Source organism: Bradyrhizobium sp. R2.2-H, assembly GCF_004346455.1.
GTDB classification, from domain to species: Bacteria; Pseudomonadota; Alphaproteobacteria; order Rhizobiales; family Xanthobacteraceae; genus Bradyrhizobium; species Bradyrhizobium diversitatis.
The window spans coordinates 67,970-94,588 of record NZ_SMBR01000008.1; the positions used below are offsets into that span (position 1 = coordinate 67,970).

At 62.2% G+C, this 26,619-nt stretch carries 25 protein-coding genes; 19 read left to right on the plus strand and 6 right to left on the minus strand.

Annotated elements, in window-relative coordinates; translation table 11 throughout:
* Positions 1 to 79 precede the first annotated feature (79 nt).
* Positions 80 to 1,474 carry an MmgE/PrpD family protein gene (locus tag EDE08_RS21070; protein ID WP_131870740.1) on the minus strand — a complete coding sequence of 465 codons (1,395 nt, stop codon included), beginning with the start codon at positions 1,472 to 1,474 and terminating at the stop codon, positions 80 to 82.
* Positions 1,475 to 1,504: 30 nt separating this feature from the next.
* Positions 1,505 to 2,398: an NAD(P)-dependent oxidoreductase gene (locus tag EDE08_RS21075; RefSeq protein WP_131870741.1), complete on the minus strand. Its 894-nt coding sequence runs from the start codon at positions 2,396 to 2,398 to the stop codon at positions 1,505 to 1,507.
* Positions 2,399 to 2,650: 252 nt separating this feature from the next.
* On the opposite strand from EDE08_RS21075, the gene EDE08_RS21080 reads away from it, so the two are divergent.
* Genes EDE08_RS21080 through EDE08_RS21090 form a run of 3 tightly spaced genes read left to right on the plus strand, consistent with a single transcriptional unit; the run spans position 2,651 to position 5,238 of the window.
* Entirely contained in the window at positions 2,651 to 4,012 is a 1,362-nt protein-coding gene (locus EDE08_RS21080; protein WP_245524838.1) for an MmgE/PrpD family protein, read from the plus strand.
* An 11-nt stretch (positions 4,013 to 4,023) separates the two neighbouring features.
* Positions 4,024 to 4,413 (plus strand): carboxymuconolactone decarboxylase family protein, encoded by a 390-nt coding sequence (locus tag EDE08_RS21085; RefSeq protein ID WP_024341820.1) that lies wholly within the window; start codon positions 4,024 to 4,026, stop codon positions 4,411 to 4,413.
* A 15-nt stretch (positions 4,414 to 4,428) separates the two neighbouring features.
* Positions 4,429 to 5,238: an N-acyl homoserine lactonase family protein gene (locus tag EDE08_RS21090; RefSeq protein WP_131870743.1), complete on the plus strand. Its 810-nt coding sequence runs from the start codon at positions 4,429 to 4,431 to the stop codon at positions 5,236 to 5,238.
* 910 nt (positions 5,239 to 6,148) lie between these two features.
* Here the strand turns inward: EDE08_RS21090 and EDE08_RS21095 are convergent.
* Positions 6,149 to 6,703 carry an Lrp/AsnC family transcriptional regulator gene (locus EDE08_RS21095; RefSeq protein ID WP_131870744.1) on the minus strand — a complete coding sequence of 185 codons (555 nt, stop codon included), beginning with the start codon at positions 6,701 to 6,703 and terminating at the stop codon, positions 6,149 to 6,151.
* A gap of 391 nt (positions 6,704 to 7,094) precedes the next feature.
* On the opposite strand from EDE08_RS21095, the gene EDE08_RS21100 reads away from it, so the two are divergent.
* The 12 genes from EDE08_RS21100 to EDE08_RS21155 all read left to right on the plus strand — a co-directional run bounded on the left by EDE08_RS21100 (position 7,095) and on the right by EDE08_RS21155 (position 18,227).
* The gene (locus tag EDE08_RS21100) at positions 7,095 to 7,850 is read left to right on the plus strand and encodes an enoyl-CoA hydratase/isomerase family protein (protein WP_131870745.1); all 756 of its coding nucleotides are present in this window, start codon (positions 7,095 to 7,097) and stop codon (positions 7,848 to 7,850) included.
* Positions 7,851 to 7,899: 49 nt separating this feature from the next.
* Positions 7,900 to 8,631: a creatininase family protein gene (locus EDE08_RS21105; RefSeq protein WP_283810564.1), complete on the plus strand. Its 732-nt coding sequence runs from the start codon at positions 7,900 to 7,902 to the stop codon at positions 8,629 to 8,631.
* Between the two features lie 208 nt (positions 8,632 to 8,839).
* Positions 8,840 to 9,994, plus strand: coding sequence for an LLM class flavin-dependent oxidoreductase (locus EDE08_RS21110; RefSeq protein WP_036041881.1), 1,155 nt, complete (start codon positions 8,840 to 8,842; stop codon positions 9,992 to 9,994).
* A gap of 10 nt (positions 9,995 to 10,004) precedes the next feature.
* Positions 10,005 to 10,784 (plus strand): enoyl-CoA hydratase/isomerase family protein, encoded by a 780-nt coding sequence (locus EDE08_RS21115; protein ID WP_131870747.1) that lies wholly within the window; start codon positions 10,005 to 10,007, stop codon positions 10,782 to 10,784.
* A gap of 2 nt (positions 10,785 to 10,786) precedes the next feature.
* Positions 10,787 to 12,685, plus strand: a complete 1,899-nt coding sequence (locus EDE08_RS21120) for an AMP-dependent synthetase/ligase (RefSeq protein WP_131870748.1) — start codon at positions 10,787 to 10,789, stop codon at positions 12,683 to 12,685.
* The gene (locus EDE08_RS21125; RefSeq protein ID WP_131870749.1) at positions 12,682 to 13,032 is read left to right on the plus strand and encodes a VOC family protein; all 351 of its coding nucleotides are present in this window, start codon (positions 12,682 to 12,684) and stop codon (positions 13,030 to 13,032) included. The genes EDE08_RS21120 and EDE08_RS21125 overlap by 4 nt, the downstream gene beginning before the upstream one ends.
* A gap of 56 nt (positions 13,033 to 13,088) precedes the next feature.
* On the plus strand, positions 13,089 to 13,637 hold the full coding sequence (locus tag EDE08_RS21130) for a flavin reductase family protein (RefSeq protein ID WP_131870750.1): 549 nt from the start codon (positions 13,089 to 13,091) through the stop codon (positions 13,635 to 13,637).
* 39 nt (positions 13,638 to 13,676) lie between these two features.
* Positions 13,677 to 14,909, plus strand: coding sequence for an ABC transporter substrate-binding protein (locus tag EDE08_RS21135; RefSeq protein ID WP_131870751.1), 1,233 nt, complete (start codon positions 13,677 to 13,679; stop codon positions 14,907 to 14,909).
* Complete coding sequence (locus EDE08_RS21140) at positions 14,910 to 15,779, plus strand: branched-chain amino acid ABC transporter permease (RefSeq protein ID WP_131870752.1); 870 nt, start codon at positions 14,910 to 14,912, stop codon at positions 15,777 to 15,779.
* Positions 15,763 to 16,797: a branched-chain amino acid ABC transporter permease gene (locus tag EDE08_RS21145; RefSeq protein ID WP_245524840.1), complete on the plus strand. Its 1,035-nt coding sequence runs from the start codon at positions 15,763 to 15,765 to the stop codon at positions 16,795 to 16,797. The genes EDE08_RS21140 and EDE08_RS21145 overlap by 17 nt, the downstream gene beginning before the upstream one ends.
* Entirely contained in the window at positions 16,790 to 17,515 is a 726-nt protein-coding gene (locus tag EDE08_RS21150; protein ID WP_131870753.1) for an ABC transporter ATP-binding protein, read from the plus strand. Before EDE08_RS21145 ends, EDE08_RS21150 begins: the two co-directional genes overlap by 8 nt.
* Positions 17,508 to 18,227: an ABC transporter ATP-binding protein gene (locus EDE08_RS21155; protein ID WP_207913058.1), complete on the plus strand. Its 720-nt coding sequence runs from the start codon at positions 17,508 to 17,510 to the stop codon at positions 18,225 to 18,227. Before EDE08_RS21150 ends, EDE08_RS21155 begins: the two co-directional genes overlap by 8 nt.
* An 18-nt stretch (positions 18,228 to 18,245) precedes the next feature.
* Here the strand turns inward: EDE08_RS21155 and EDE08_RS21160 are convergent, their stop codons facing one another.
* From EDE08_RS21160 to EDE08_RS21170, 3 genes are all read right to left on the minus strand, one after another.
* Positions 18,246 to 19,061 carry an AraC family transcriptional regulator gene (locus tag EDE08_RS21160; protein ID WP_131871012.1) on the minus strand — a complete coding sequence of 272 codons (816 nt, stop codon included), beginning with the start codon at positions 19,059 to 19,061 and terminating at the stop codon, positions 18,246 to 18,248.
* A gap of 619 nt (positions 19,062 to 19,680) precedes the next feature.
* Positions 19,681 to 20,664: a phosphotransferase enzyme family protein gene (locus EDE08_RS21165; protein ID WP_131870754.1), complete on the minus strand. Its 984-nt coding sequence runs from the start codon at positions 20,662 to 20,664 to the stop codon at positions 19,681 to 19,683.
* Positions 20,658 to 20,885 (minus strand): HAD family hydrolase, encoded by a 228-nt coding sequence (locus tag EDE08_RS21170; RefSeq protein ID WP_245524841.1) that lies wholly within the window; start codon positions 20,883 to 20,885, stop codon positions 20,658 to 20,660. Before EDE08_RS21170 ends, EDE08_RS21165 begins: the two co-directional genes overlap by 7 nt.
* Before the next feature lie 333 nt (positions 20,886 to 21,218).
* On the opposite strand from EDE08_RS21170, the gene EDE08_RS21175 reads away from it, so the two are divergent.
* From EDE08_RS21175 to EDE08_RS21190, 4 genes are all read left to right on the plus strand, one after another.
* Entirely contained in the window at positions 21,219 to 22,781 is a 1,563-nt protein-coding gene (locus EDE08_RS21175) for an ABC transporter substrate-binding protein (RefSeq protein WP_131870756.1), read from the plus strand.
* A 113-nt stretch (positions 22,782 to 22,894) separates the two neighbouring features.
* Positions 22,895 to 23,875, plus strand: coding sequence for an ABC transporter permease (locus EDE08_RS21180; protein WP_061883578.1), 981 nt, complete (start codon positions 22,895 to 22,897; stop codon positions 23,873 to 23,875).
* 2 nt (positions 23,876 to 23,877) lie between these two features.
* Entirely contained in the window at positions 23,878 to 24,795 is a 918-nt protein-coding gene (locus EDE08_RS21185; protein WP_131870757.1) for an ABC transporter permease, read from the plus strand.
* 1 nt (position 24,796) lies between these two features.
* On the plus strand, positions 24,797 to 26,617 hold the full coding sequence (locus EDE08_RS21190) for an ABC transporter ATP-binding protein (protein ID WP_131870758.1): 1,821 nt from the start codon (positions 24,797 to 24,799) through the stop codon (positions 26,615 to 26,617).
* Positions 26,618 to 26,619 lie beyond the last annotated feature (2 nt).

Sequence of the window (26,619 nt, forward strand, 5' to 3'; positions counted from 1 at the left end):
GCGGTGGCCGCGCTCGCGACCGACGATGCTAGACTGGTCTTCAAATTGACCATGTTTCCCCCGAACTGTTCGGCACTTCTTATGATGCCGATCGTAAAACCCGTTCCGATACGTCCAGCCGGCACTGCGCGGCGATGTCGCCAGCATTGTCGAGTCGCTCGCAATCGTCGATCAGTTGCTTGAGCAGGCAGCCGCGGTCCTCGCCGAGGACATGCGTTGCCGAGCTGCGAAAGCGTGCGCGAATATCTGCAGGCGTTGCCGCGATGACGTCGGGCAAAGCGTGCCGGATGGTCCGGCCGCCGCGCAGATGTACGGTTACCTCCGCGCCCTGCTGGCCCGGGAAGGCGGCGGTGAAGGCGGCATCGGCCTCGAGTTCGGTGACTGCAATCAGGCGAACGATGTCGGCATCGCCGAGCTCGGAATAGTTCTCTTCCTCGATCTCGCCGCGCGCCAGCGTCGCTGCGACACTGAACGGAATGCTCATCTTGGCCTGGAGCGCATTGCGATAGGGCCCCATGGAATCGCAGCCGGGATAGCGCAGGGCGGCATCGGGCGCGCGAATCACGATGCGGTCGATCTCGTCCGTGCTGGCGAGCTCGTGTGAAGCGCGAAGTGCCGCCTGTGCCGCTGTCTGCGCGAAATTGCAGGCCGGGACCGGCTTGTTGTAGACGGCCATGATCTCGCATTCGCGGTCCGGGAACAGCGCGATACTCTCAGGCGCTGCCTGGCGGCGATAGGCTGCGAACAGGCCGGCTTCGCCTTCGAGGATCGTCTCCGAGCCGAACGCGCCGGCCGCGGCGAGCTCAATCGCCTTGATCGCATTGCTGGCGGCGAAACCCGGATGGAAATACATGTCGGAGCCGCCGGCGTGGGGCCACTCGTTGAGTCCGCTGGAGGTATTCGCTGCGATCGCGATCGCGCTGGTGGCCTGGTCCTCAGAAAGGCCAAGCGCAAAGCTTCCCGCGAGTGCCGCGCCCGGAGGCGCCACGAGGCCGGTCGGGCGATAGAGCCGCGCGAGGTCGGACGTCAGGAGCGCGCGGCCGATCCGTGCACCGGTCTCGTAGCCGATGATGGCGGCCGCGAGCAGCCTGTCCCCGCGCAACGGCGTCTGTTGTGACAGCGCGAGCAGGGTCGGCCAGATCACCACGCCGTGGTGCGCGATGCTGGCCGCATGCATGTCTTCCCGCACGAGGCCGTGCCCCATCACTGCGTTGGCGAAAGCCGCATCGGCCGGCGAGGAGGTCTGCGAGGTCCCGATGATGGTCGCGCTGCCGCCGGCCTGCGCGATCGCAACCGCCTGGCGGCTCCAGGGATGATGGCCCGCCTCGAAGGCGCAGGACAGGAAATCGAGCAGGCAGAGCTTTGCCTTGGCGACGACCTCAGGCCCGAAATCGCCAATATCCAGCGGAAGCACGCTCCGCGCCATCTGGCGCGCGAGCGGGATCTTGCCGGATGCGGTCGGGCAGATCGTCATCGTGGGTTGCTCTCCCGAAGGCTTGCGCGATCAGCCGCGCATCTCGACCCCGGCCCACTCTTCGAGCACCTTGGCGATCGAGGTGAAGTCGGACGAGGCACCGTATTTGGCGTTGGTGATCGCGAGCATCTGCCGCACCACCGCGCCGCAGACCATCGGCACGCCCATCGCCTCGGCCTCGTCAACGCAGAGACGGACGTCCTTGTAGGAGAGGCCGGTGGCGAAGCCGAAGTCGAACGTGCCGGGCAGCACGGCGCGGGGGAATTTGTCTTCCGAGGCGCTGTTGCGGCCGCTCGAGGCATTGATGATGTCGATCAGCACCTTGGCGTTGACGCCGCCCTTGACGCCCATCGCGACGGCTTCCGAGGTGATCACCAGCGCTGCCGCCGCCATCAGATTGTTGGCGAGCTTGGCGGTCTGCGCCACGCCGGGCTTGTCGCCGGTGTAGAACAGCTTGCCGAAATTCTTCAGGATCGGCTGCACGGTCTCGTAGGTCGCCTGCGGGCAGGACACCATCACCGCCAGCGTGCCGTTGACGGCGCCCTTGATGCCGCCGCTCACGGGCGCATCGACCAGCGTCATGCCCTTGGCCTTCAGGCCTTCCGCGACGAACTTCGCCGCGCCGGGGCCCGAGGTCGAGAGATCGATGACGATCCTGGCACGGTTGCCGCTGCTGATGCCGTCCTGGCCGAGCGCGACCGCCTTGACGATGTCGGGTGTCGGCAGGCTGGCGAGCACGATGTCGGAGCGAGACGCGACGTCGGCGGGGGAACTGGCGAGGCTTGCGCCGCGCGTGACCAGCGGCTGGGTGGCCTCGGCCTGCGTGTCATAGACGACGAGCGAATAGCCCGCGTCCATCAATCGTCCAGCCATCGGACCGCCCATGCGGCCCGTGCCGATTACGCCGAGGATTTCTCCCGCCATCGTCCACTCCCTGTCGCGCGATCCCGGGCCGGGCGCGCCTTCTTGATCTCGTTGGTCAAACGCGTTCGCCGGCCGGCCGTCGCGGCCGCCGTCGTCGTGGCTGCGGGCTCCCGCGCCAACGGGCGGGATTGTTATGATTGTCAGACAAGCTGTCAAGCATAACATTTGGGGTCGACAGTTTGCCGCGGATCGGCATAAGGTCCGAACAAAACGAGGAAGACGCCCCGCGTGCCGCAACATTCCATTCCTAGCGTGAGCAGGACGCTCGCTGATTTCGTCGCTGCCTCATCATGGGTGGAGGTGGAAGCGCAGAGCTTCGAGGCGCGACGATCGATCCTCAATTTCTTCGCGACGGCACTCGGCTCCGCACGCGATCCCGTCGTCATCGCAGCGATTCGCACGCTGGCACCGTTCAGTGGTGCCGCGACATCGACGGTGATCGGTCATTCCGAGCCGATGGATGCGCTCTGCGCGGCGTTCCTCAACGCCATCTCGGCGAATCTGCTCGACTTCGACGACACCCATCCCGAGACGATCATTCATCCGGCCGCGCCGGTCGCAGCCGCCATATTCGCGCTCGCGGAGATGCGAAGGTTGTCGGGGCACGAGGTGCTGACGGCATTCATTCTCGGCGTGGACGTAGAATGCCGCATCGGCAATTCAGTCTCGCCGCGCCATTACGCGCGTGGCTGGCACATCACGTCGACCTGCGGGATTTTTGGCGCGGCTGCGGCTTGCGCGAAGCTCCTGGGCCTGCCCGCGGAGGGCGTTGCAAACGCAATCGGAGTTGCGGCGAGCCAGTCGGCCGGCAATGTCGAGAACCTGCCGACTGGAGCCAAGAATGTCAGCGTCGGCAATTCGGCGCGAAACGGGTTGTTCGCCGCGCTGCTGGCGCAGCAGGGCTACGAGGCGGCGCCCCGTGCCATCGAGGGACCGCTCGGCTGGGCCCGCACCATGGGCGATGAGCCCGACATCGCGCGGCTGCTCGACGGTCTCGGCAGGACGTTCGAGATCGCAAAGAACACCTACAAACCGTATCCCGCCGGCATCGTGTTTCACGCGGTGATCGATGCCTGCCTCCTGCTGCGCAAACGGATCGCTGGACGCATCGAGCAGATCGAGCAGGTGACGGTGCAAGGCTCGGCGCTGCTGCTCGCCCGTGGCAACCGCCCGGTCAACAACGAGCGCGATGCGCGCGTCAGCATCCATCATTGCGTGGCATGCGGTCTTTTGCTCGGTGCCGCCGGGGTCGCCGAGTTTGTGCAGGAAACCGTAATCCGGCCCGACATCGTGCAACTGCGGCAGAAGGTGAGTGCGGAGCTCGACAGCGAAATGCGCGATGGCGCCGCGCGTGTGACGTTGCGCCTGGCGTCCGGGGATGTCCTCACCGAGACAGTCATTTCGCCGCGCGGCAGTCTTGCCGCGCCGCTCACGGATCGCGATCTCGAGGCCAAGCTGCGCGAGGGCGTGCGGACCGGCCGAAGCGACTGGGATGCCGACCGTGTCATCGACGCGGTCTGGCGGCTCGACGCGGTCGATGACGTCGCTGCTTTGCTGCAATCGCTGCGGCCGCTATTGCGTTCATCGACTTCCAACTCAACTCTCAAGACCTGAAAGGGACGATCATGAGCAAGACCGAACTGTTCGACAAGGGGCTCAAGGTTCGCAAGGAAGTGCTCGGCGAGGATTACGTCAATAAGTCCATCGCCGGTGCCGACGACTTCACGCGCACCATGGCGGAATGGTCGACCGAGTTCTGCTGGGGCGCGTTGTGGACTCGGCCCGGCGTCGACCGGCGCACGCGCTCGATCGTCAATCTGGCGATGCTCGGCGCGCTGAACCGGCCGCACGAACTGAAGTTGCACGTCAAGGGCGCCTTGAAGAACGGGCTCACAAAGGAGGAGATCAAGGAGATTTTGCTCCAGGTCGCCGTCTATTGCGGCGTGCCCGCCGGCATTGACGCCTTCCGTAACGCGCGCGAGGCGTTCAACGAGGTCGACGCGGCCGGCTCCTGAGCAGATCGCAGATACATGGCTGATCCGGTCTACGAGCTGTTCGCCATCCGCTACGCTACGCGGGAGGCGCAGCGCAGCGAGCACTTCATCGGCGGCGACCCGCATGACGGGCCGATGCCGATGGATTATTTCATGTGGCTGGCGCGGGGAAGCGGGCGCACCTTCGTCATCGACACCGGGTTCAACGCCGAAATCGCCAGGCAGCGCAGGCGGATATTCCTGCGCTGCCCGGTGGAGACGCTTGCCGCGTTCGATATTGACGTGGCCGACGTCAAGGACGTCATCCTCACGCATCTGCACTACGACCATGCGGGTAATTTCGACCGGTTTCCGAACGCGCGGTTTCATCTGCAGGAGCGCGAGCTAGCCTACGCCACCGGCCGCTACATGCAATATCCGAGGTTGTCGCATTCCTTCGAGGTCGAGGACGTCTGCGGCATCGTGCGGCTGAACTATGCGCGTCGCGTCCTGTTCTACGATGGCGATGCTGAGATCGCTCCCGGTCTGACGGTCCATGCGGCGGGCGGACATTCCGCGGGACTTCAGTTCGTCCGGGTCAACACGCGCCGCGGGCCGGTCGTGCTCGCTTCCGACGTCAGTCATTTCTACGAAAACCTGAGGGGCGAGCGTCCCTTTACGACAGCGTTTCATGTCGGCGACATGCTGGTCGGGTTCGACAGGCTGCGGGCCGCAGCGCCCGAGGCGGACCACATCGTTCCAGGTCACGATCCGCTCGTCATGATGCATTATCCAGCGCCGACCCCGGATCTGGACGGGATCGCGGTCCGCTTGGATGTGGCGCCGTCCGGGCCTGCTCATTCCTAGGGCGGCGAGAGGACCACGCAGCGCATCCTTGTCGAGCGTCTCTCCCAGGGTGATGGACAGATCTTTCGCTACTTAGCTCCAATTGGATATCGATTGCTTGTGCTAGCCCAAGCTTGCCCATGATGGATCGGAGCGAGAGCTCAAATTTTTCAATAACTTAGGAGCCTGCATGTGCACAGGGAGATCAAGAACAATCTTGCGGCAGCCAGCGTGAGCAAGCTTTCTGAAGCGCGCGGTGTGGTCGCCGGAAGCGTCAGTTCTTCATCTCGCATTCGCGTAGCTCCATCTGCGGCTGCCTCCAAGGCGCCGTGGCCGCAGTGTGGCACGCATAAAATCGGAGATCGAGCCACGTCCTTCGGAGGGCCATCCTTCCGAACGGACACAGAGTCTCAAGATTTGGAGTGGCTTTCAATGAATGCGGTCTCACGATTCGCCGATTTCAGCGCGCCTACGATGATGGAGGCGAAGCGCTCCGTCGCCGCACAGGCCAGCCGTTTGTAGATCTCCTAATCGTCATCGAAAGCGAGAGTCCGGCGAGCGAAAGCCTACCCCTAGGTCGCACTCGGACACTGTGCCAGTAACGCGTTCAGCGGCACTTGGTACCGCGCGCTGGGAACGACTGGCAGTGCGATCAACCTGCTCAGCCATATGGCGCTGCAATATCACCCATTCGATACAACGCGGAAATCCGATGGTACAGGCCGATCACGTCCTCATCGTGGATTAGGCTATGAGAGCGAGCAAAACGGGCAACCTGTTCTGTCCGTCGCCGCAGGCTGTTGATTTGCTCCAGTGTCGATTTGGATATTAAGGGTCTGTCGTTCCGCCTCCGCCATAAGCCCACACTATGCGTGGCGATCGCTTGCCACAGTCCGGGCCGTAAATCGTACGCAGATCCTGTGGTCGCTTGTCAGGCGAGGGCTTGTAGATGGCGATGTAGGGATGGGCGATGTCGTTCCGAGTCGGCCGACGCCGACTTTACCTGGATCGGCCTGGATACATCGAGCGGCAGTGCTCGCCGGCTGGAGACGTTGCGCACCGCGAGACCAGAGCGGATGCTCGCGACACCGGCGATCCGGGATATGCGTGCAATCAGATTCTCGAGGTCGGAGACGTCGGACACAATGGCACGCAACAGATAATCCTGATCTCCGACCATGAGATAGCAGTCCATGATTTCGGCGATGCGGCCGATTTCAGTAGCAAAGCCGTCGCGGACACTCTGCACGTGTTTTTCCAACGTCACCTGGATGAACGCCATGACGCGCAGGCCGACGATCTGCGGATCGACCACGGCGACGCGCCGATTGATCACGCCGAGCCGCTCCAAATTCTTGACTCGGGCAAGACAAGGGGACGGGGAGAGGTTGACGCGCGAGGCCAGCTCGACATTGGTGAGACTGGCGTCATTCTGAAGTTCTTGCAGGATCCGCAGATCGATTTTGTCCAGCGTGTCAAAGCTCATCGAGACCTCCTTAGCTTTCCCCAAATACCCGCCGGGCGAGTTTTTCTGGGTAAGAGCCGCAGCTTCGGGTATTCCAGGAAGGCTAAGGCGGCTCTGGGGGTCTGTATTTCGCTAAATTGTCATCTTATATCGAAAAACTGACAACCTTGAAATTTATGTCATGAGTCGCCCTTCGATCTGACCAATATCGATCCAATCGGCTGATCAGGAATGGATCAAATTGCTCAATCGGCGTGCTACATTCTCGCCAGGCTGGGTCGAAGGACCGGGAACGCGGTGCAGCAGAAAGGTCGGCACGGAGCGCTCCACGCAGTCGTTTCTGCCGTCGAGCGGGTCAAGCCTCTCACAATACGGTAGCTCATTCAACGCGGATCCCGTTAGCTTATCGGGCATGACGGATGCAGACATTCTCAAGATCAGGCGTGAACCGGACCTCGTCGTCCTCACGATGAACCGGCCTCCCGCAAACGCCCTCAATTATGCGCTGATTGCGCGCTTGCTCGAAGAGATCAGGCGCCTGGGATCCGAGCCGGAACCGCCCGGCATCGTTCTTACCGGCGAGGGAGATCGCTTCTTCAGTGCTGGCGGCGATATTCGCGAAGTCACCGGGCTGCAAGTCGCCGCGCCGCGCATTCGCTTTTTCCATGCAGTGTTGTGCGCGTTCGAGCGCTATCCGGGTCCCGTGGTCTGTGCAGTGCGCGGCTACGCGGTCGGCGGCGCTCTCGAATTTCTCCTGCATTCCGATCACGTGATTGCCGACCACAAGGCCCAGATCGGCTTTCCCGAGATCAATCACGGTCTTCTGCCGGTGGCCAAAGGCATGCGCCAGGCCGCGCTGCGGCTGGGAAAGCGGGCGGCGCAGGCCTTGCTCTATTCAGGAGTCCTCGTGGATGCGGGCAAAGCGATGCAGATCGGTGCCTTCGACGAAGTGGTTAACACCGACGCCGTACTGGATCGCGCGATCGATGTCTGCCGGGACTTCCGAAGCAAGGACCCAAAACTCTTTGCGGCCATCAAGCGATCGTTGAATTTGACGGGCCAGCTAAGCGATGATCAGCTTGAACAGATGACGGTCGACGACCTCGGCCAATATCTCGACAACGACGACTCCGCGGATGCCCGTGCGCGGTTTCTCGCCAGGAAATGAAAGCAAGATGATGGACGATGCATCCGCGGACGCTCTGAAGCTCGAGCTCATGACGTTCGAGGAGGTCGCGGCCGCGTTGAAGGACGGCTTCGACACCGTGCTCGTGCCGTGCGGCGCGATCGAGCAGCATGGACCCCATCTGCCCCTGTGCATGGATGCCGATCATGCCGAGCATCTGGCAGTGTTGATCGCTCGAGACCTTGGCAAGACGCTCATTGCGCCGACCATCAAGGTTGGCTGCTCGTCGCATCACCTAGCGCTGTCGGGGACAATCTCCCTGCGTAACGAGACGTTCGAGGCGGTCTGCCAGGATTATTGCACCAGCCTCGCCCTGCATGGCTTCAGGCGCATTCTGCTGTTCTCGGGCCATATCGGCAATTTTCCTGTTCTGGCGGACATGCTGCCGCGCTTGATCCGGGCAACCGGTGGCCAGGCCCGCGTCGCCGCCTATACGGACTCCCAAGCCTGGATCGGATGCTGGAGGCATGCCGTCCAGGCTGCCGGAGGCGATCCGGAGAACGTCGGTGGTCACGCGGATATCGCCGAGACGTCTCTGATGCTCAAGCTTCGGCCTGAGAGTGTCCGCATCGATCGCTTCGTGCGCGGCCATCTCGGCGCGTTGACACCCGATCAACTGGATCTGATGTGGAAGAACGGCATCGTGTCCGTGTCCAGAAACGGTATCGTCGGCGATCCGCATGGATCGACGGTCGCGATCGGAGAACAATGTCTGCATGATGTCGGCGGCCTTCTGGCGAATTTCTTTCGTACCATGGACTGAGACTTCCGCGTCGTCCTTGCCGGTATCGCATCAAGACCCCGCAACGACGTTGCGGGGTTTTTCCGTTCCGAATCCGCAATGACCGCGCATCACGGCGTGCAGCAGGAAATAGGGAAATTCATATCTCTCGGCGTCACCTTCGGGAGAAAATATCGTTCGATCTATGACAGTCTCTTTGCATCAGAGGCGAGGCGAAGGGAAACGATGCATGTCACTCAAGTTTGGATTGTGGTCGGAGCAGGAAACGCAGGTCGGACACAGCTATGCTCGCAGACTGCACGAACTTGTCGACGAGGCCAGGCTTGCCGAGAAGATGGGCTTCGACTTCGTCGCGCTGTCGGAGCAGCATGTTGCACTCGGTGGCATATCGAGTTCGGCTCCCGAAGTCGTCTTCGGCTATCTTGCGGCTGTCACCCAGCGGATTCGACTCCGCACTGCGGTGACCCTGATGCCTCAGCGCATCAACCATGCCCTGCGTTCGGCTGAGCGGCTCGCCGTCAGCGATATTCTGTCTCACGGGCGGATGGAAATGTATTGCGGCCGCGCGAACACGACGATCGCCATGCGCGCTTTCAACGTCGACCCCAAGGAAACCTTGCCGCAGATGGAAGAAGGCATGGCCCTGCTGCGTAAGGCGATGCGCGAGGACATCTTCACGTTCGACGGTCAGTACTATCAGGTGCCGCCGCGCATGCTGGTGCCGAAGCCAGTGCAAAAGCCATATCCCGTTATCGGCATTGCGGCGACGAGCGAGCGCAGCCACGCTTGGGCGGGCGCGGAAGGCCTCGCGCTCATGAGCGCCACGATTTACCAGGGTTTCGAGAATCAGCAGAAGCTGATCGATGCCTATCAAAAGGCCTGGAAGCGCGACGAGACCGGTCCTCTCGATCGCCCGCGCGTCGGCGTGCCGCTGTTCTTCGGCATCGGGAAGACCGATCAGGCCGCCAAGGACGACTACGCCGAAGCGCTGATGCACTACGCGCGCATCTCGACCGACGCCTATCCGCGTCTCGCCAAGCTCGCCGACGACTACTCCTATATGAGCGAGAGCGTACCCGCGATGGAGCGTGCAGGCCGCGATTGGGACTATCTGCTCAATCATTCGGGCACCACGGTGTGCGGCAGCCCCGATACCGTCATCCGCCAGATCGAGAAATTCCAGGCGATGGGCATCCAGGAGGTGTTGTTGCATCTCGACTCCGTGACTCACGAGAAGATCATGGAAGGCATCGAAATGGTCGGCCGCTACGTCATTCCGCACTTCAACGACCGCAACAACGTCGTTCGCCCGACCGACGAGATACTCGACAGGATCAGGGCGATGCGTCCGCAAAACGATTCGCCGGCGGCCAAGTCGGCCTGAGGAGACCGCCATGACGTCCTACAACTACACCTATCTGCTCGTCGACAAGCGTCCCAGCGGCGTCGCCGTCGTGACGATGAATCGCCCCGAGCTCATCAATGCCGTGAACTGGGAGATGCACCACGAGCTCGAGCGCGTCTTCGTCGAACTCGATTCCGACAAGGACGTCCGCGCCATCGTGCTGACCGGCGCGGGCCGCGGTTTCTGCTCGGGCGGCGACCAGAAGTCGCTCGACAAAGTCGCGATCCCGTCGCCGACGCGGGCCGGACGTCACCTGATCCGTAACATCCTGGAGGTCGAGGCGCCCGTCATCGCCGCCGTCAACGGCGCTGCCGTCGGGCTGGGAGCGACGCTCGCCCTGATGTGCGACGTGATCTTCGCCCATTCCAGCGCGCGCTTCGCCGATACCCACGTCACGGCGGGCGTCGTCGCCGGTGACGGCGGCGCCGTCATCTGGCCGCTCCTGATCGGGCCGGCGCGCGCCAAGCACTATCTGATGACGGGCGATTTCATCTCCGCCGAAAAGGCGGCGGCGATGGGGATGATCAACGAGGTGGTGACCGAACGCGACGTCCGCGACCACGCGATCGAATATGCCGAAATGCTGGCGAGCGGTCCGCGCGAAGCGATTGCCTGGACCAAATACTCGGTCAACAAGATCGTCAAGGAGTATACGCACTTGCTGCTCGACACGTCGATTGCGCTGGAAACGCTGACCTTTGCGAGCCCTGAGCGCCGCGAGGCCGTCGCTGCCTTCGCCGAGAAGCGCAAGCGATTCGCGGAGATGTGACGATGACAGAGCCAACGCGGACGTCTGGCGCTCAATATGCCGACGTGACGATCCCGAGCCTGCTGAGGGCCAGAGGCGCCGAGCGAGCCGGGGAGGTCGCCTTCTGTCAGAAGCGAAACGGAAAATGGCTTCGTACCACCTGGCGGGACTACGCTTCGCTCGTCTGCCGCATCTCCGCTGCAATGAAGGCGGTTGGGCTCAATCGCGGAGACCGCGTCGCGATCATGGGGGACGTGTCGCAGGAGTGGCTCTTGGCCGACATGGCCACGATCTGCTCCGGCGCCGTGACGGTCGGCATATACTTCACCTCTTCGCCGGAGGAAGTCGACTACTACCTGCGGGATTCGGGGGCGCGAATTGCCTTTGTCGGCGGCGAGCTGCAGCTTCGCGCCTTTCTCTCCGGCAGCCAGGCGACCGCACTCGAGAAGATCATCATTATGGATGCCGGCTGGAGCGGGGCTTCGCCGGCAAATAACGTCACAACGCTGGCGGACTTTATCCGCGGGGTCACGGTCGATGCCGGCGCGGCGCTGGCCGAAGAAGCCGCTACTGCGAAAGCCTCCGACGTCGCAACGATCGGCTACACCTCGGGAACGACGGGTTATCCCAAGGGAGCCATTCTGAGCCATACGGCTCTGCTTGCGGGGGCGCATACGAACATCACGTTCTGTCCACCGCTCGCAACGGAGCCGCAACGGGTTGTCGTGCATCTGCCGATGTCCCACACCGTCGCCCGCGCGCAAGCCACGACAAAGCCGCTCATCACGCGCGTCGTACCCTATTTCGGCGAGACCACGGCCGAATTCGCCGCGACGATTCGCGAAGTGAAGCCGACCTTCTACATGGCGCCGCCGCGGTTCTATCAGCGCAATGCGGCGCAGATCCTCAGCAAGGTCCAGTCCGGCTCGGCTCGGCTCCGCCAAGACTACAAGCACGCGATGCGGATTGCGAAGACGGTGCTCGCGCATCGCCAGGCGGGCCGCGAGGCGAATCCCTTTCTCGATGGTCTGTTCGAGGTGTGCTGCGAGAAGGTGTTTCGTCCTCTGCTCGCCGAGGTGGGCTTCGATCAGCTCACCTATCCTTACACCGCCTCGGCGCCGATGCCGTCGGAAGTCATGACCCTGTGGCAGCTCTGGGGACTGAACCTCAAGGAGTGCTACGGCCAGACCGAAATGGTAGGCGGAAATCTCGGCCAGATGGCGGATTGGTCGAAGGCCGGCACTGTCGGCATTCCGGTTCAGGACCCGGCATGGGAAACCCGGGTTCTCGAAGACGGCGAAATGATCGTGCGCGGCCCGGGCCTCTTCAGCGGCTACTGGAACAAGCCCGTGGAAACGCAATCCGCGCTGAGGGATGGATGGCTCTATACGGGGGACGTGGTCCAGGTTCAGCCCGATGGGGCCTTCAAGCTCGTCGATCGCAAGAAGGAGATCATCAACACCTCGGGCGGCAAATCGGTCAGCCCGACTCAGATCGAGAACGAACTGCGCCAGAGCCCTTATATCTCTGAAGCTGCTGTGATCGGCGAGGGCAAGAAGTATCTCACGGCCCTGATCGAAGTCGATGCCACAGCCGGGCTGGATTGGGCGCGGGCGCGCGATGATCAGGTAAGGGAATACAAGGACCTCGCCAAATCCGAGATTGTGATCCGCCTGATCGAGGGCGAAGTCGCAAAGGCCAACATGCGGCTCGCGCGCGTCGAGCAGATCAAGTCGTTCCGCATCCTGCCGGAAGAACTCTCGCCCGACACCGGCGTCATGACGCCGACGCGCAAGAAGCGCCGCAAGCCGCTGATGGAGCGGTACAAGTCGCTGATCGACACCCTCTATGACGATTCCGAAGAGCAACTCATCAAGGATCAATTGTCGTCGGCGTCGAAGTCGCACGGGATCAGTCCATGAAAATCAAGCACGCGTACCTGACGGCGTCGAACCCCGAGGCCCTGGCGCAATTCTATCGCGAGATCGGCATGCCGGTTCGTTTCGCCGATGGCGAGCGATGGATACAGTTCGCAACGGATGGCGCCGCATTCTGCATCGCGGGTCTGGACGAATCGGCCGTGGAGCCGTCCTCGAATGCCGTTGTCGTCTTCGAAGTCGAGGAGCTTGAAGGCGCTCTGGCAAAAGCCGTCGACGCGGGCGGGACGAACATCTCGGGCATCCGCGACATGGGCAGCCACGGCCGTGCGGCCCAGATCCGCGATCCCCAGGACAACCTGATCCAGTTCTTCGAGCGGGCCAAAGCATGAGAGAGGTCACTGTTGCCGCTCGCCTGGAACCGTGTGTCAAAGCCGGAAGAGACGCCATGACTGCCGAAGCCCATTTCGACCCGAATAATCTCGTCGACGGCGCATCGTTCAAGCGGGCGATGAGAAGCGTGGCTGGCGCGGTGTCGATCGTGACGTCCGGATCCTATCCGTCGCGCCACGGTCTGACCGTCACCGCCGCCTGTTCGTTGTCCATCGAGCCTTCGACGGTCCTCGTCTGCATCAACAAATCGGCAGGGGCGCACGACACGATTGTCAGGACGCGCTCGTTCGGCTGGAATCTGTTGTCCTCGTGTCATGTGCCGCTCGCCCAGAAGTTCGCCGGACTTGACGGCAGCAAGGGCGACATCCGCTTCGTTGACGAGGAATGGCGCTCGCTCAGAACCGGCGCGCCCATTCTGATCAGTGCGCTTTGCAGCTTCGACTGCCGCGTCATCGGGGTGCATCCGACCGGCACCCACACGGTCTTTGTCGGGGCGGTGCTGGCCGAACAGCATCGCGACGATATCGAGCCCCTTGTCTACAGGCACGGGCAATTTGCTGTGCCCGCCAGTCTCGATCCCGCCGACACGGAAAAGGCGACCTGAATTATGCACGCTTTGCTTCTCTCATAGACGGAGACCTCGATGACCAGCCTCAAGGGACCACTGATCAACCGACGTGCGGCGATGAAAGGTGCTGTCGGGCTCGCGGCTGCGACGATGGCGCCCTGGGTTCGCGCGGCAGTGCCGCCGCCCGTCAAGGTTGGTGCGATCATGCCGAGTAGCGGCATACTTGCGTTCCCCGGCCAGTCTTGCGTGCGTGGCATCGATCTCGGCGCCAAATTTGCCAGGGAGCGCTATGGCGTCGATATGACCGTCGTTCACGCGGATACGCAGAGCAAGCCGGAGAACGGCAGGATCGCGGCCGACTCGTTGATCCAGCAAGGATGCAACGTCCTGATCGGTGCGTGGGACTCCGGCGCGACCATCTCGGCCCTGCAGGCCGCGGAAGCGGCAAAGGTGCCCATGGTCGTGCACATCGCGAGCGCCAACCAGGTCACCTCGCAGGGCTTCACGCAGGTGTTCCGCTTCTATCCGCCCGCCGCCACGATCGTCCGCCAGTCGCTCGCCGAAATGAAAGCGCTGGTCACGAGCGTCAACGATCCTCCAAGGGGGGCCGTCGTCCTGCATCTGAGCAACACGATGGGAACGTCGACGGCGACCAGCCTCGATGCGGCCTGGAAGGAACTCGACCTGCCAGTCAAGCTTCTCGAATATATTCCCTACGACGAGAAGGCGCGCGACCTCTCGGTCGAGGTGGCGAAAGCGAAGGCATCCGGCGCCGATGCCCTGGTCTCAGTCACCCGCGTCAACGACGCTATCATGATCATCCGTGAGTGCATCAAACAGGCGTGGAATCCGAAGCTGATCTTCTCGCCGAACGGCAATGGCGTGCCGGACAAGGCATTCTACGACGCGCTCGGAAAGTATGCTGATGGTGCGATGTCCTCGAACCTCTGGTACAATCCGAAGGGCCAGGATGCGCGGACGATCGTGGATCGGTTCCAGTCCACCTATGCCAACGAATGGATGGATGCCAATTCGGGATGCGCGTTCGAGGCGGTCCAGATCGTGGCCGACGCGGTCGTGCGCGCCAAATCGGCGGTCTCGTCCGAAATTCACGCCGCACTGAAGGCGACGGACCTGAAGCCCATCCTCATGTACAGCGGTCCGATCAGGTTCGATGCCACTGGGCAGAACACCGGGGCAGCCGTGACCGTGCTGCAGGCAAAGGAGTCGAAGCCGCACGTTGTCGGGCCCGACGGCATAGCCGAGTACAAGGCGCAGTATCCTCTCGTGCCGTTCGAGAAGCGCTAGATGCTGACACTGTGGGGCAATGTGCTTGCAAGCGGGATCCTCATGGGTCTCGTTTACGGCATCATCGCGCTGGGGCTGACGATCATCTTCGGCGTCATCCGCATCGTCAATTTTGCGCACGGCGCGATGGTCGTGTTCGGCCTCTATGTCGGTTATTGCGCCGGAGCCTGGTGGGGGATTCCGACGATCGTCGCGGCCGTCAGCGCCGGCGCTCTGCTGTTCGTGTTCGGCTACGGGCTCGAGACGTCGGTGGTGAAGCGGTTCGTCACGCGGCCGCACCATATCCAGTTCATTTTGTTCATCGGCATTTCGCTGGTCCTCAGCGGAGCGCAGCTGATCACGTTCGGGCCCGACCCGCGCCCCTCGGTCTCGCATCTCTCCTTCGAGACCATCGCCCTTGGGCCGATCCGGCTGGACCTTGCCAGGCTGCAGGCGGCGACGGTTGCGGCAGTGATGATCCTGGCGCTCGCGGCGTTCCTCAAATACTCGACGTTCGGTCGGTTCATCCGTGCCGCCGCCGACAACCGGCTGGGCGGCCTGATGGTCGGGCTGCCGATCCCGAAGATCTACGCCATGACGTTTGGCATCGGCGCGGCCTGCGCGGGCGTTGCTGGTGCGCTGATATCGCCCTTGTTCGATGCCCAGCCGTTCCTCGCCGTCGATTTCACGCTGCTGGCGTTCGTCACGGTTATCGTCGGCGGTCTCGGAAGCTTCGTGGGCGCTCTCGTTGGCGGGCTGACCATCGGTCTCACGGAAGCAGTTGCGGCGCTGTTGTTTGCCCCCTCGCTGAAGTCCGCGTTGTCCTATGGCCTGCTGATGATTGTCCTGATCGTGCGTCCAAGAGGATTCTTCGGTGCAAAAGAAACGTGATGCCTTACCGGATCGTGGCGCAGTTCTCGGCTGTCTGGCCGCCTTCGCCGTCCTGGCGATGCTCGGCGGCGTGTTGAACCCCTATCTGATCTCGCTGCTGACGATCGTGTTTCTGTTCACCTTCATCGGTCAGTCGTGGAGCATCATGTTGGGGCTCGGCGGTCAACTCTCGATTGGTCACGCGCTGTTCGTCGGCATCGGCGCCTACTCGGTCGCGGTCCTCAACATCCGCTACGGTCTGAGCCCGTGGTTCGGATTGGTTGTCGGCATGGCGCTGGCAGCCATTGTAGGCGCGACGCTGGCCTGGTTGAGCTTTCGCTTTGAGGTCCGTGGCATCTATTTCGCGCTGCTGACGATCGCCGCGGCCGAGTTTGCCCGCGTCGTGTTCAGCGGCTGGGAATTCGTCGGAGCCATGCAAGGCTTGTTCTTCCCGGCGCAATCCGGGCCGAACTCGTTCTGGATGCTGCGTGGTGATGCGCGCTTCTACTATTACGTTTCGCTTGCCGCAGTTTTGCTCGGCGTCAGCGCCACGGCGCTCATTCGCCGATCCTTCCTCGGCTATGTGTGGCGCGCGATGCGCGACGACGAGGACGCCTCACGCGCGCTCGGTGTGCGGACGTTCCTGCACAAGATCCTCGTCGTCTCGTTCTCCGGCGCCTGGGCCGCCATCGGCGGGGGACTGCTCGCGCTGGTTCAAGGCTCGGTGTTTCCGGATTCGATCATGGGCATGGGCATCTCGGTCGACATCCTGGTCGGTCCCATCGTCGGCGGGCTCGGAACGGCGTTCGGGCCGCTGATCGGGACTCTCATCACGCTGCCGCTGGATCATCTCGCGAGCGCGATCGGCAACAGGTTCGGGATTCCGGGTCTCAACAACGTCGGCTACGGCCTCGCCCTGATTGCCGCAGTCTGGCTGCTGCCGGATGGGATCTGGCCAGCGATTGTCAATTCGGTCAAATCCATCACCGGGTTTTCCTGGTTCGGCAATCTTCAGAGGGGCATGTCAAGAAGTGACTGATCTTCTCGAACTCGACGCCGTCTCGCGCCGGTTTGGCGGATTGCTTGCCGTCGACAATGTGAGCTTCCGCCTGAAAGGCGAAGGCATCACCGCGCTGGTCGGACCGAATGGCGCCGGCAAGACGACATGCTTCAATCTCATTGCCGGCGCCCTCCCGCCGACGCAAGGGACGATCAGGTTCGGCGGCGAGATCATCTCCGGCCTTCCGGCAGAGGACATATGCCGGCTCGGTATCGGCCGCACCTTCCAGGTCGTCCGGCCCATGCGCGACATGACCGTTGTCGAGAATGTCATGATCGGTGCGTTCAGCTGGACCCGAAAGGTGAGTGAGGCGAGGGACGCAGCGCGCGAAGCGCTTGACATGGTGGGGCTCGGACCGAAGGCCGAGGCCGCCATCAGCAGACTGACGCTCCCCGACCGCAAGATGCTCGAGACTGCCAAGGCGCTATCGACCCGGCCACGCCTGCTTCTGCTCGACGAAGTGATGGCCGGGCTGCGGCCTCCTGAGGCTGCGGCCGTGGTCGCGGTGCTCAGGCGTCTGGCCGAGAGGGGATTGTCGATCCTGCTCGTCGAGCATGTCATGCGCATCGTGATGGAAGCCGCCGAGCATGTTATCGTTCTCCATCATGGCGCGAAGATCGCCGAAGGCACACCTCGATACATCGTCAGCCATCCGGAAGTCGTCGCCGGATATCTCGGGGAGGGATTCCGTGCCTGACGAGCCGCTTCTCACGGTACAGTCTCTTACGGTGGGTTATGGTGGATCCACGGCCCTCAACGGCGTATCGCTCAGCATCTATCCGGAGGAGCTGTTGAGCGTCATCGGCGCAAACGGCGCCGGCAAGACTTCTCTTATTCGGTCGATCGCCGGCGTCGTCCGGCCCCTGGATGGCGAGATACGTTGGCGCGGCATGAATATTGCGGGTTTTCCACCATGGGAGATCTGCGAACTCGGTATCGCGCAGGTACCCGAAGGTCGCGAGCTGTTTCGTAATTTATCGGTCGAGGAGAATCTGCTGATCGGTGGCTCGCTCAAGCGGGCAAGAGCCCGCAGATCGGGCAACATGCAGCAGGTTTATGGGCTCTTCCCGCGGCTCCTGGAAAGGCGGCTGCAGGCCGCGGGCACACTGTCGGGCGGCGAGCAGCAGATGCTGGCGATCGGACGCGCTATCATGGCCGAACCCGAACTCATCATGCTCGACGAACCGTCTATCGGGCTTTCGCCATCGCTGACTCGGGCAATGTTCGATATAGTCAAAATGCTGCACGCCAAGAAGACCACTATCATGCTGGTCGAGCAGAACGTCGCGGACTCGCTGTCGATCGGCGATCGTGGCTACGTGCTGGAGAACGGACACGTTGTACTCGAAGGTACGGGTGCCGCTCTGCTCACCAACCAGGATGTCCGGCGCGCCTATCTGGGGCTGTGAGAGCGACTTGCGCTGTCGTCAGTTCGTCGTCGAGATACCACTGATCTTTCGATCGGCCAGATACCGGCGGGGGCTCTTGCCCAGGGCCTTCTTGAACATCGTGATGAAGGCGCTTGGCGTCTCATAGCCGAGATCTTGTGAAACGGTCTGAACCGATATTCCAGCCGAAAGCCTTTGGAGTGCGACCAGAATATGCAGACGCTGGCGCCAGCGGCCAAACGTCAATCCCGTCTGCTTCTGAATGAGACGCGCCAGGGTCCTTTCGCTCATCGCGTATCGCTCCGCCCATTCGTCGAGCGTGCTGCGGTCACCGGGATCGCGCAGGAGAGCCGCGGCGAGTTGCTGCAGGCGGGTATCGCGTGAAATCGGCAGATACATCTGCTCGGAGTCCATCTGCACCAGTTCGTCGAGCAAGACCTGGGCGAGCCGGCTCGTCGGTCCGCCCACAGGATATAGCGGAGGGAACGAGGCAAGCCTGTCGATCAGCTCACGTACAAGGGGCGAGATCGTGAACGTGCAGCATTCGGCCGGCAGCTTCATTGCGCGGGGGTCGATGAAGACGCAGTAGATCTTGCCGAAGGACGAGACGCAGTTGCTGTGCTGGACGCCTCCCGGGATCCAGACCGCCCCCTGTGGTGGAACAATCCAGAGACCGTCCGGCGCCCGGCACATGACCGAGCCGCGAGAGGCTACGACCAACTGCCCCTTTTGATGCGCGTGCATCGGTAATTCGTCATCGTTCTGCCGGGTCTCAATGCAGACGGAGATAACCGGGCGGTCGAGAAAGTCGGGATCGATCGGCGTGTAGTTGATCCGCAGATCTGGCAGCTGCATCATCCGCAGGCCTGCATCGTCCCGTGGAAACCGTGCCTGCATTTCAGGTGGGCGGTACACGATCTTGCTCCGATGATTGGGTCTGCTCGTTGAACTCGGGCGATCTACCTGCCTTGTCGTGAGACGGCCACCAAATATAGCGGCTCTCATTCGGGTCCGCCAAGGACAAATCGCTCCTCTTCGTGAATTCACGGCATGATCTGCCGCCGCCAACGCGATCCACGGCAGAGACTGCGATAGCAGAGTGTGGAGGGCTGCCTTCAGCATCAGTCCGGTGATGCGTCTCCGGGGAACCGTAAGCGTGACCTTGGACAGCGCTTTCAAGCCTTCGAATTGGACGCTGACGTCGCGCGCGCCCAACTCCAAGTCACCGGAAGTCATCTCAACGCCTTCTCACTCGGCGCCAATCACAAACTGAGTTTTGCGTTGAAGGAGACGCTTGTAAAATTAGAAGTACCGTTCGTCGATATCGGAAATTATGATGACGTTGACATTCCAGGAACATTTCGTGGCCAAGCAACGCTGGTCGAAGCGCCCCTGGAGTCGCGGAACACCAGGACTGGAGTGAAGGAAAGACCGGTGCGAAGTCGGCAAGCGATTCCGGTCTCGTGACGGGCCATCAAAGCGCTTGCAGGAATCGCTCTCCCATCGCGACGGTTCCATCGGTGTAGGCCGATCCCAATTGTCGTGCGGTCTCGGTGTCGGAATGCGACGCGATCCATGCCGTCAGCAGCATGCGCCGGAGCATGACGAAAACGGGCAGCATGAGTTCGTCCTCGCGCGAAACCGGCGCAATCTCGCGATACCCGGCGAGCCAAGACGCCTGGAGCTCAGCCACCACGGGCTCATGCTCCATGAAGCTGACGGCGGCAGCAAAGTCGTAGAAGAACCAGGAGAAGCCGCAATCGTCGAAGTCGATCACGCCGAGACGCGGGCCGTCGACGAGAAGGTTGGCCAGCCGCAGATCGGCGTGGACGAGGCCGAACCGTTCGTCTGTGTTTCCGTAGCTATCAAGACGCTGCTTCAGGGTGTCGGCGACCCTCTCCAGCAATTTCAGGCCATCGTCGCGAAGGCCAAGGCCGGCGCGCCAATCACCCCACAACGGTCGAGTGCCCAACATTGCGTCAAAATCCCAGACCTTCCGCTGGAAGTCCGGCGGTCTCTTCCACCGGCGGCTATGCGCGTGAAGTCTGGCGCTGATCGCACCGAGTTGGCCGAACCAGGCGACGAGATCCTCTGATGGATCGGGCTCCTTGCCGCTGAGAAACTCGAATGCCGCAATCTGTCGCGGTGAGCCGTTCAGGACGATCTGAGATAGCGGTCGGCCCTCACCGTCGGCGACCGGGCGAGGCGTGACGACGGCATCTTCCGCTATCAGCGAGTCGATCCAGGCGAGTTCGGACCTGATCTCGGCGGACGTGTGATAGCCGATCCGCTGCACGCGCAGCACCAGGCTCCGTCCAGATGCCGTGTCTCGTGCCAGAAACGTTGTGTTCTCGGAATGGCTCAGGAAGGAGATTTTCGATTGTGATGAGAGATTCCAGAGCGGCAAGGCCGCGCCGAGATCGGTCTGCATGCGCGCGATCAAGCTCGGAGTCACCATGAGAGTGAACCGGGCATCTCGAAAAACTGTGCGGCGGATTGCGTCGAGTTGGTGGTGACGAATGCATAAGGCATGCCCTGCTCATGCCGGGCGCGAAACGCTCTGACCGAACTCGGGATCGCGGTATCTTCGCGATCGGCCACGCCGTCGAAGTCCGAGATGATGCCGCGAAGGGTGTGGCAGGCCGGGGACTCCTGTATTTCCAAGGCTGCATCTCCCAAGCTGCGATTTCCGCTCATTCGAAACACGGGATTATAGGTTCGCCGTCTCCGCGCCGCTGTTCCGAGCGTCCATTATTCTTGTCCTGCTCAGCGGAGAGGCGCGATTGCTTCTGAGTTGGGCGGTGCATTCTGGATCATCGGAATCCGCCGCGCGCAATCGCCGCATTGGGGAGCGTCAGCAACGGAATCGTGGAGCAGCAGGAATCGGGCGGGCGTGGCCTTTGGTCTACGCTTTGCAGGTTGCGACGAGTTGCGCGATACGATCGAAACGGCTGAGTGCCCCGCGCCCTCGGCAGCAGTTTCAGCGTTGCCAAAATCATCGAGGGATAGGACATGATCAACCGTAGAGACGTGATGTTAGGGGGGCTCGCCGGTGTTGCAGCGTTCGGCTTCGGACGGGTCAACCCGGACTTTCTGGTCAATTCCGCCTTCGCGGCCGAAGGCAAGGCGCTGCGATTTCTCGGCGCGGAAGCGCTGACCGGCAACTGGGATCCGACCACGCACACCAATCTGGGTCAGTTGATCGTCGAAGGATTCGTCTTCGGCTATCTGACGCGAGCGCCGATGCGGCCGGACAAACCGGACGAATTGATCTTCGAACTGGCCGAGTCCATGACGCCGATCGATGCTTCCACGATGGAGGTCAAGCTGCGAAAGGGCGTCAAGTTTCATGACGGCACGCCGTTTACGGCGGCCGACGTCAAGGCGACATACGAGTATGGCTGCCAGCCCGACCGGCCGGCGCAGTGGTATCCCGGTCTCGTCACCGTTGACGTCGTCGACGATTTCACCTGCCGCATCAATACCAAGGCGCACGGCTATCCGGCGGCGCTCTACTATTATCTCTCTTCGTTCCTTCCGATCATGTCTGCCAAGGACGTCGCCAACAAGGCTCAGTTGTCGGCTCGCATGAACGGCACCGGACCGTACAGATACGTCGAGCAGAAGGGCGACACGACCGTTCTCGCCGCCAACGCCGATTTCTTCCTCGGTGCGCCGAAGATTCCCGGCGTCGAATATCATTTCGTCGGCGACACCACGACCCGAACGCTGTCGTTGCTGAATGGCTCTGCGGACATCATCGAGCGGCTGGAGCAGGAGCAGGTCGAGACGATTTCCAAGGATGCGCGCTTCAACATCCACAAGGCGGTGTCGGTCGAGAACAAGTATCTGTTCTTCCGCTGCTCCAAGAAGCCGTTCGACGATCCGCGCATCCGGCTGGCGGCATGCCACTCGATCGACCGCAAGCAGGTGCTGGAGGTGCTTGGCGTCTCCGGAACCTACTCCAAGGCGCATATCTCACCGGTGAAGTTCGGCTACGCGGAGGTCGCCGATTATCCCGAATTCGATCCAGCCAAGGCCCAGAAGCTGTTGGCGGAAGCCGGCTTCCCGAAGGGCCAGGGCCTTCCCGAACTCACCTATTACACCTCGGTCGGCTTCTACCCGAAGACCAAGGAATATGCCGAACTGATCACCGGCATGCTTCAGGAGCAGGGTTTCAAGGTCAATCTCCAGACCCTCGAAGTCGCGGCCTGGGGCAACCTGCTCTATGACAAGCCGGGCGGCGGCGAAGGCAACATGATCGACTGCGGCTGGTGCACGGGCTCGCCCGAGCCGGATTTGGTGCTGCGCACCCACTTCCACTCGTCGTCGAAGCGCATTACCGGCATCGTCGACAAGGACATTGACGCGGTGCTCGACAAGGAGCGCAACGCCACCTCCATCGAAGAGCGCAAGAAGATCCTCCAGACCGAGACGCTGCCGACCATCGCCAAGAAGGCGCCGGCACTTGCGTTGTTCACGTCTGTCTTCATCCACGCCTACAGCAAGAAGCTCGACGGCCTCTACATCTACCCGAACGGCATGCAGGACATGACGAAAGCCAAGCTGGCATGATGATTGCTCCGGCAGGTCGGACTCGTCCGACCTGCCGGTTTTCTCAGGTCGGGTGCAGGTCAGACAACCCCGCCTGCCGGAACTCTCGACGAATGCAAGGGTAGCTCTTCCCGATGTTGATCCTGGAATTCCTGGTCAAGCGAATCGCGCAGGGCCTCCTGATCGTCTTCATCACCTCGTTGATCATCTTTACATTGTTGCGCGTGGTTCCAGGCGATCCCGTCCGTCTGATCGTCGGCGGCATGGCGCCGCCCGATGTGGTCGAGAAGGTGGCGACCAAGATGGGGCTGCGCGATCCCATCATCGTTCAATACGGCCGCTATATGCGCGGTCTGCTCCAGGGCGACCTCGGACAATCCTATCTGCGGCCGCGCAGCGGCATGATTGCTGCCGGCGGGCAGTATGTCGATCCGACCAAGTCGGACATGGCGCCCGTGACCGACCTCATTCTCGAACGCTTGCCGTTCACGCTCCAATTGGGCGGCATGGCCCTGTTGTTCGCGCTGTTGATCTCGTTTCCGGTCGGAATAGCCGGTGGCCTGCATCAGCATCGATGGCAGAACGCCCTGGCGTTCGGCATGCAATCGCTGTTCGTGTCGATCCCGAATTTCTGGCTCGCGATCGTTCTGATCCTGTTTCTGTCGGTCAAGCTGAAGCTGCTTCCGGCGCTCGGCTACCAGGGGTTCTCTTATGTCATTCTGCCGGCCGTGGTGCTGGCGGTGGAGATCGCGCCCTTCATCATCCGGACGCTGACGACGTCGCTCGGTGAGGTGATGCAGGCGCCGTTCATCGATGAAGCCCGGGTTCGCGGCCTGTCGCGCCGCCGCATCGTCTATTCCCATGCTCTGCGCAATGCCGCGGTGCCGCTGGTCAACCTGCTCGGGATCCAGCTTTCGACCCTGATCGGCGGCGTGCTGGTGATCGAATACATCTTCGATTATCCGGGCCTCGGCAATTTGACCGTCGTTTCCGTCGTCGGGCGTGATTTCCCAGTCATCCAGGGCATCGCCATTACGACCAGCGCGGTGTTTGTCTTCATCAATATCATCGTGGACCTGGTCGCTTATCTCATCGATCCTCGTGTGGAGATCTGACCATGACGGCCACCACGGTCATTGCTGCGGAGCCCGAGCCCCGATCGGCCCGCGTCAGGTCGGTCAATCGGCGTATCCTGGCTGCAGCCTGGGGCATGTCGAGCTTCAAGATCGGTTTCTTTGTCTTCGTCGCGCTATTGCTTGCGTCCGCGATCTATCCCGAGGTGTCCTCGGTCAGCGCCACCAAGATGGTGGTGAAGGACAAATTCCTGGCGCCGGTCTATCTCGGCGACAAATGGACCTGGGATCACCTGCTGGGCACGGATCAGCTCGGCCGTGACATGCTGATGCGCAGCCTGATCGGGCTGCGCTATTCACTGCTCGTCGGCATCGTCACCGTGCTCCTGATCTTCATCATCGGCTGCGGCCTCGGCCTGTTCGCAGGCTTCAAGGGCAAGTGGTGGGACACCATCATCATGCGGATCACCGACGCCCAGCTCTCGATTCCGATGATCATCTTGGCTATCACGATTCTCGGCGTGTCGCGGCCGACCGTCCCGACGATCATCATCGTGCTGGCGCTGTCCGGCTGGCCGCTTTATGCGCGAGTGGCCCGCAGTGCCGCCGTCGCCGAGCGCGGCAAGGAATATGTGCGCGGCCTGCGCGTGCTTGGGGCCGGGGATTGGCGGATTCTGCTGTTGTTCGCGGCGCCCAACATCCTGCCGCCGATCGCGTTCGTCGCGGTGCTCGACGTTGCACGCATGATGATCTTCGAAGCGATCCTGGGCTTCCTTGGGCTCGGCATTCAGCCGCCGACCCCAAGCTTTGGCAGTATCATCGCCGATTCCCGCAAATATCTTCTCAATGCCTGGTGGATCGGGACCATCCCGGGCATCTTCCTCGCCGTCGCGCTCACCTCGATCAATCTCATGGGCTCGGCGCTGGAAAAGGCGCGCAACCGCATCTATGGAGGTCTCTGAGATGGATCTCTCGCTCATTCTCGAAATCGAAGATCTGACGGTTGGTGCCACGACACCGGGGGCGGCTCCGATTCTCGATCGCATCAGTTTCCGCCTCAGCACGTCGGAGATTTTCGGCGTCTACGGAGAGAGCGGCGCCGGGAAGACGGTGCTGAGCCGCGCGCTGGCGAACTGGTTGCCGGAGAGCCTGGAATATCGCGCCGGACGGGTCGCCTTCGCCGGACACGACATCCTCGGCGCCGGAGCGCGCGAAGTCCGGATCGGGCGCGACATCGCCTATATCGGCTCCAAGCCGCAGAGTTCACTCGATCCGACCGTGCCGGTCGGCGCCCAGATCGCGGAGAAGCTGCACAGCGTAAGGCCTGAATGGAACGGGCGCGAGTGCCGTGACCGGGTCATGCAGCTGCTCGGCGAGGTCCGCATCCCGTCGCCGAAGGAACGCTACTGGGACTACCCGTCGAAATTCTCCGGTGGCATGATGCAGCGCGCGATGATCGTGGACGCCATTTGCGCCGAACCCGCCGTGCTCATCGCCGACAACGTGACCCAGCCGCTGGACGTCACCATTGCCGCGCAGATCGTGGCTTTGCTCCATGACCTCTGCACGCGGCACAAGATGGCGACGATCTATTTGTCCTCCTCCTTGCCGACGCTCGGGCAGTTCGGCGATCGGACGGCCGTGCTGTACCAGGGCCGGTTCGTTGAGCAACAAGCGTTCGCCGAACTGCTGGCTTCGCCGCAATCCGACTACACGCGCAAGGCCATCGCGAGCGTGCCGCGGATGTGGGAGACGGCGGAGGGCCCGCTTGCTCGCCGTCAGGCTCAAGGCGAAGCCCCGTTGATGAAGGTGGAGAATGTCCATCGTACCTATCGTGCCCGCAAGCGCGGCACTTTCAACACCTACAGCAACGTGCAGGCCGTGCGTGGCGTGACACTCGATATCATGCCGCGCGAGAATTTCGGGATTGTCGGGGAATCCGGCTGCGGCAAGTCGACCCTGACCCGCCTGCTGGCCTGGCTGGAGACGCCAGACAGCGGCAGCATCGTCTTGAACGGGACCTCCCTCGGCGCTCTGTCATCGCGGGACCTGATCCGCAAGCGCAACGAGTTCCAGCTTCTCCTGCAAGATCCCTACAATGCCTTGCCGCCGCGCACAACGGTCGGCCGCATGATCGAGGAAAGTCTCCTGATCCGTGGCAGTTTCAAGCGCGCCGATTTGCGAAAGCGGGTGATCGCAGCGATGGCGGAAGTCGGTCTCGCCGCCGAGCTGTATGATCAGTTGCCCAATGCGCTCTCGACCGGCGAGCGCCAACGCATCTCGATCGCGCGAGCCCTGATTCTCGATCCCAAGCTCCTGATCCTCGACGAGACCCTATCGGCGCTGGACCAGCGCGAGCAGGGCAGGCTGATCGAGCTGTTCTCGAAATTGCAGGACAAGAACGACCTCACCTATGTCTTCGTCTCGCACGATTTGGCGATGGTGCGGAAGGTCTGCACCCGGATCGCCGTGATGTATCTCGGCGAGATGGTCGAGATTGCCGACAACCGCGATCTGTTCTTCGATCCGCAGCATCCCTATACCAAGGCGTTGCTGTCGGCAGCCCCAACTCTGGAAGAGAAGCCGTTTGATCCCTCCGATTTCCTGCTGGAGGGCGAGCCGCCCAGCCCGATCGACATCCCGGCGGGTTGCAGCTTTGCGTCGCGCTGCCCGAAGGCATTCGGCCGCTGCCGGGTGGAGACGCCGAGGCTCGTCGAGCATTCGCCCGGACGCCTTGCCGCCTGTCACCTTCTCGATGGCGATGAGGCGCAGGCGGCGGCCTGACC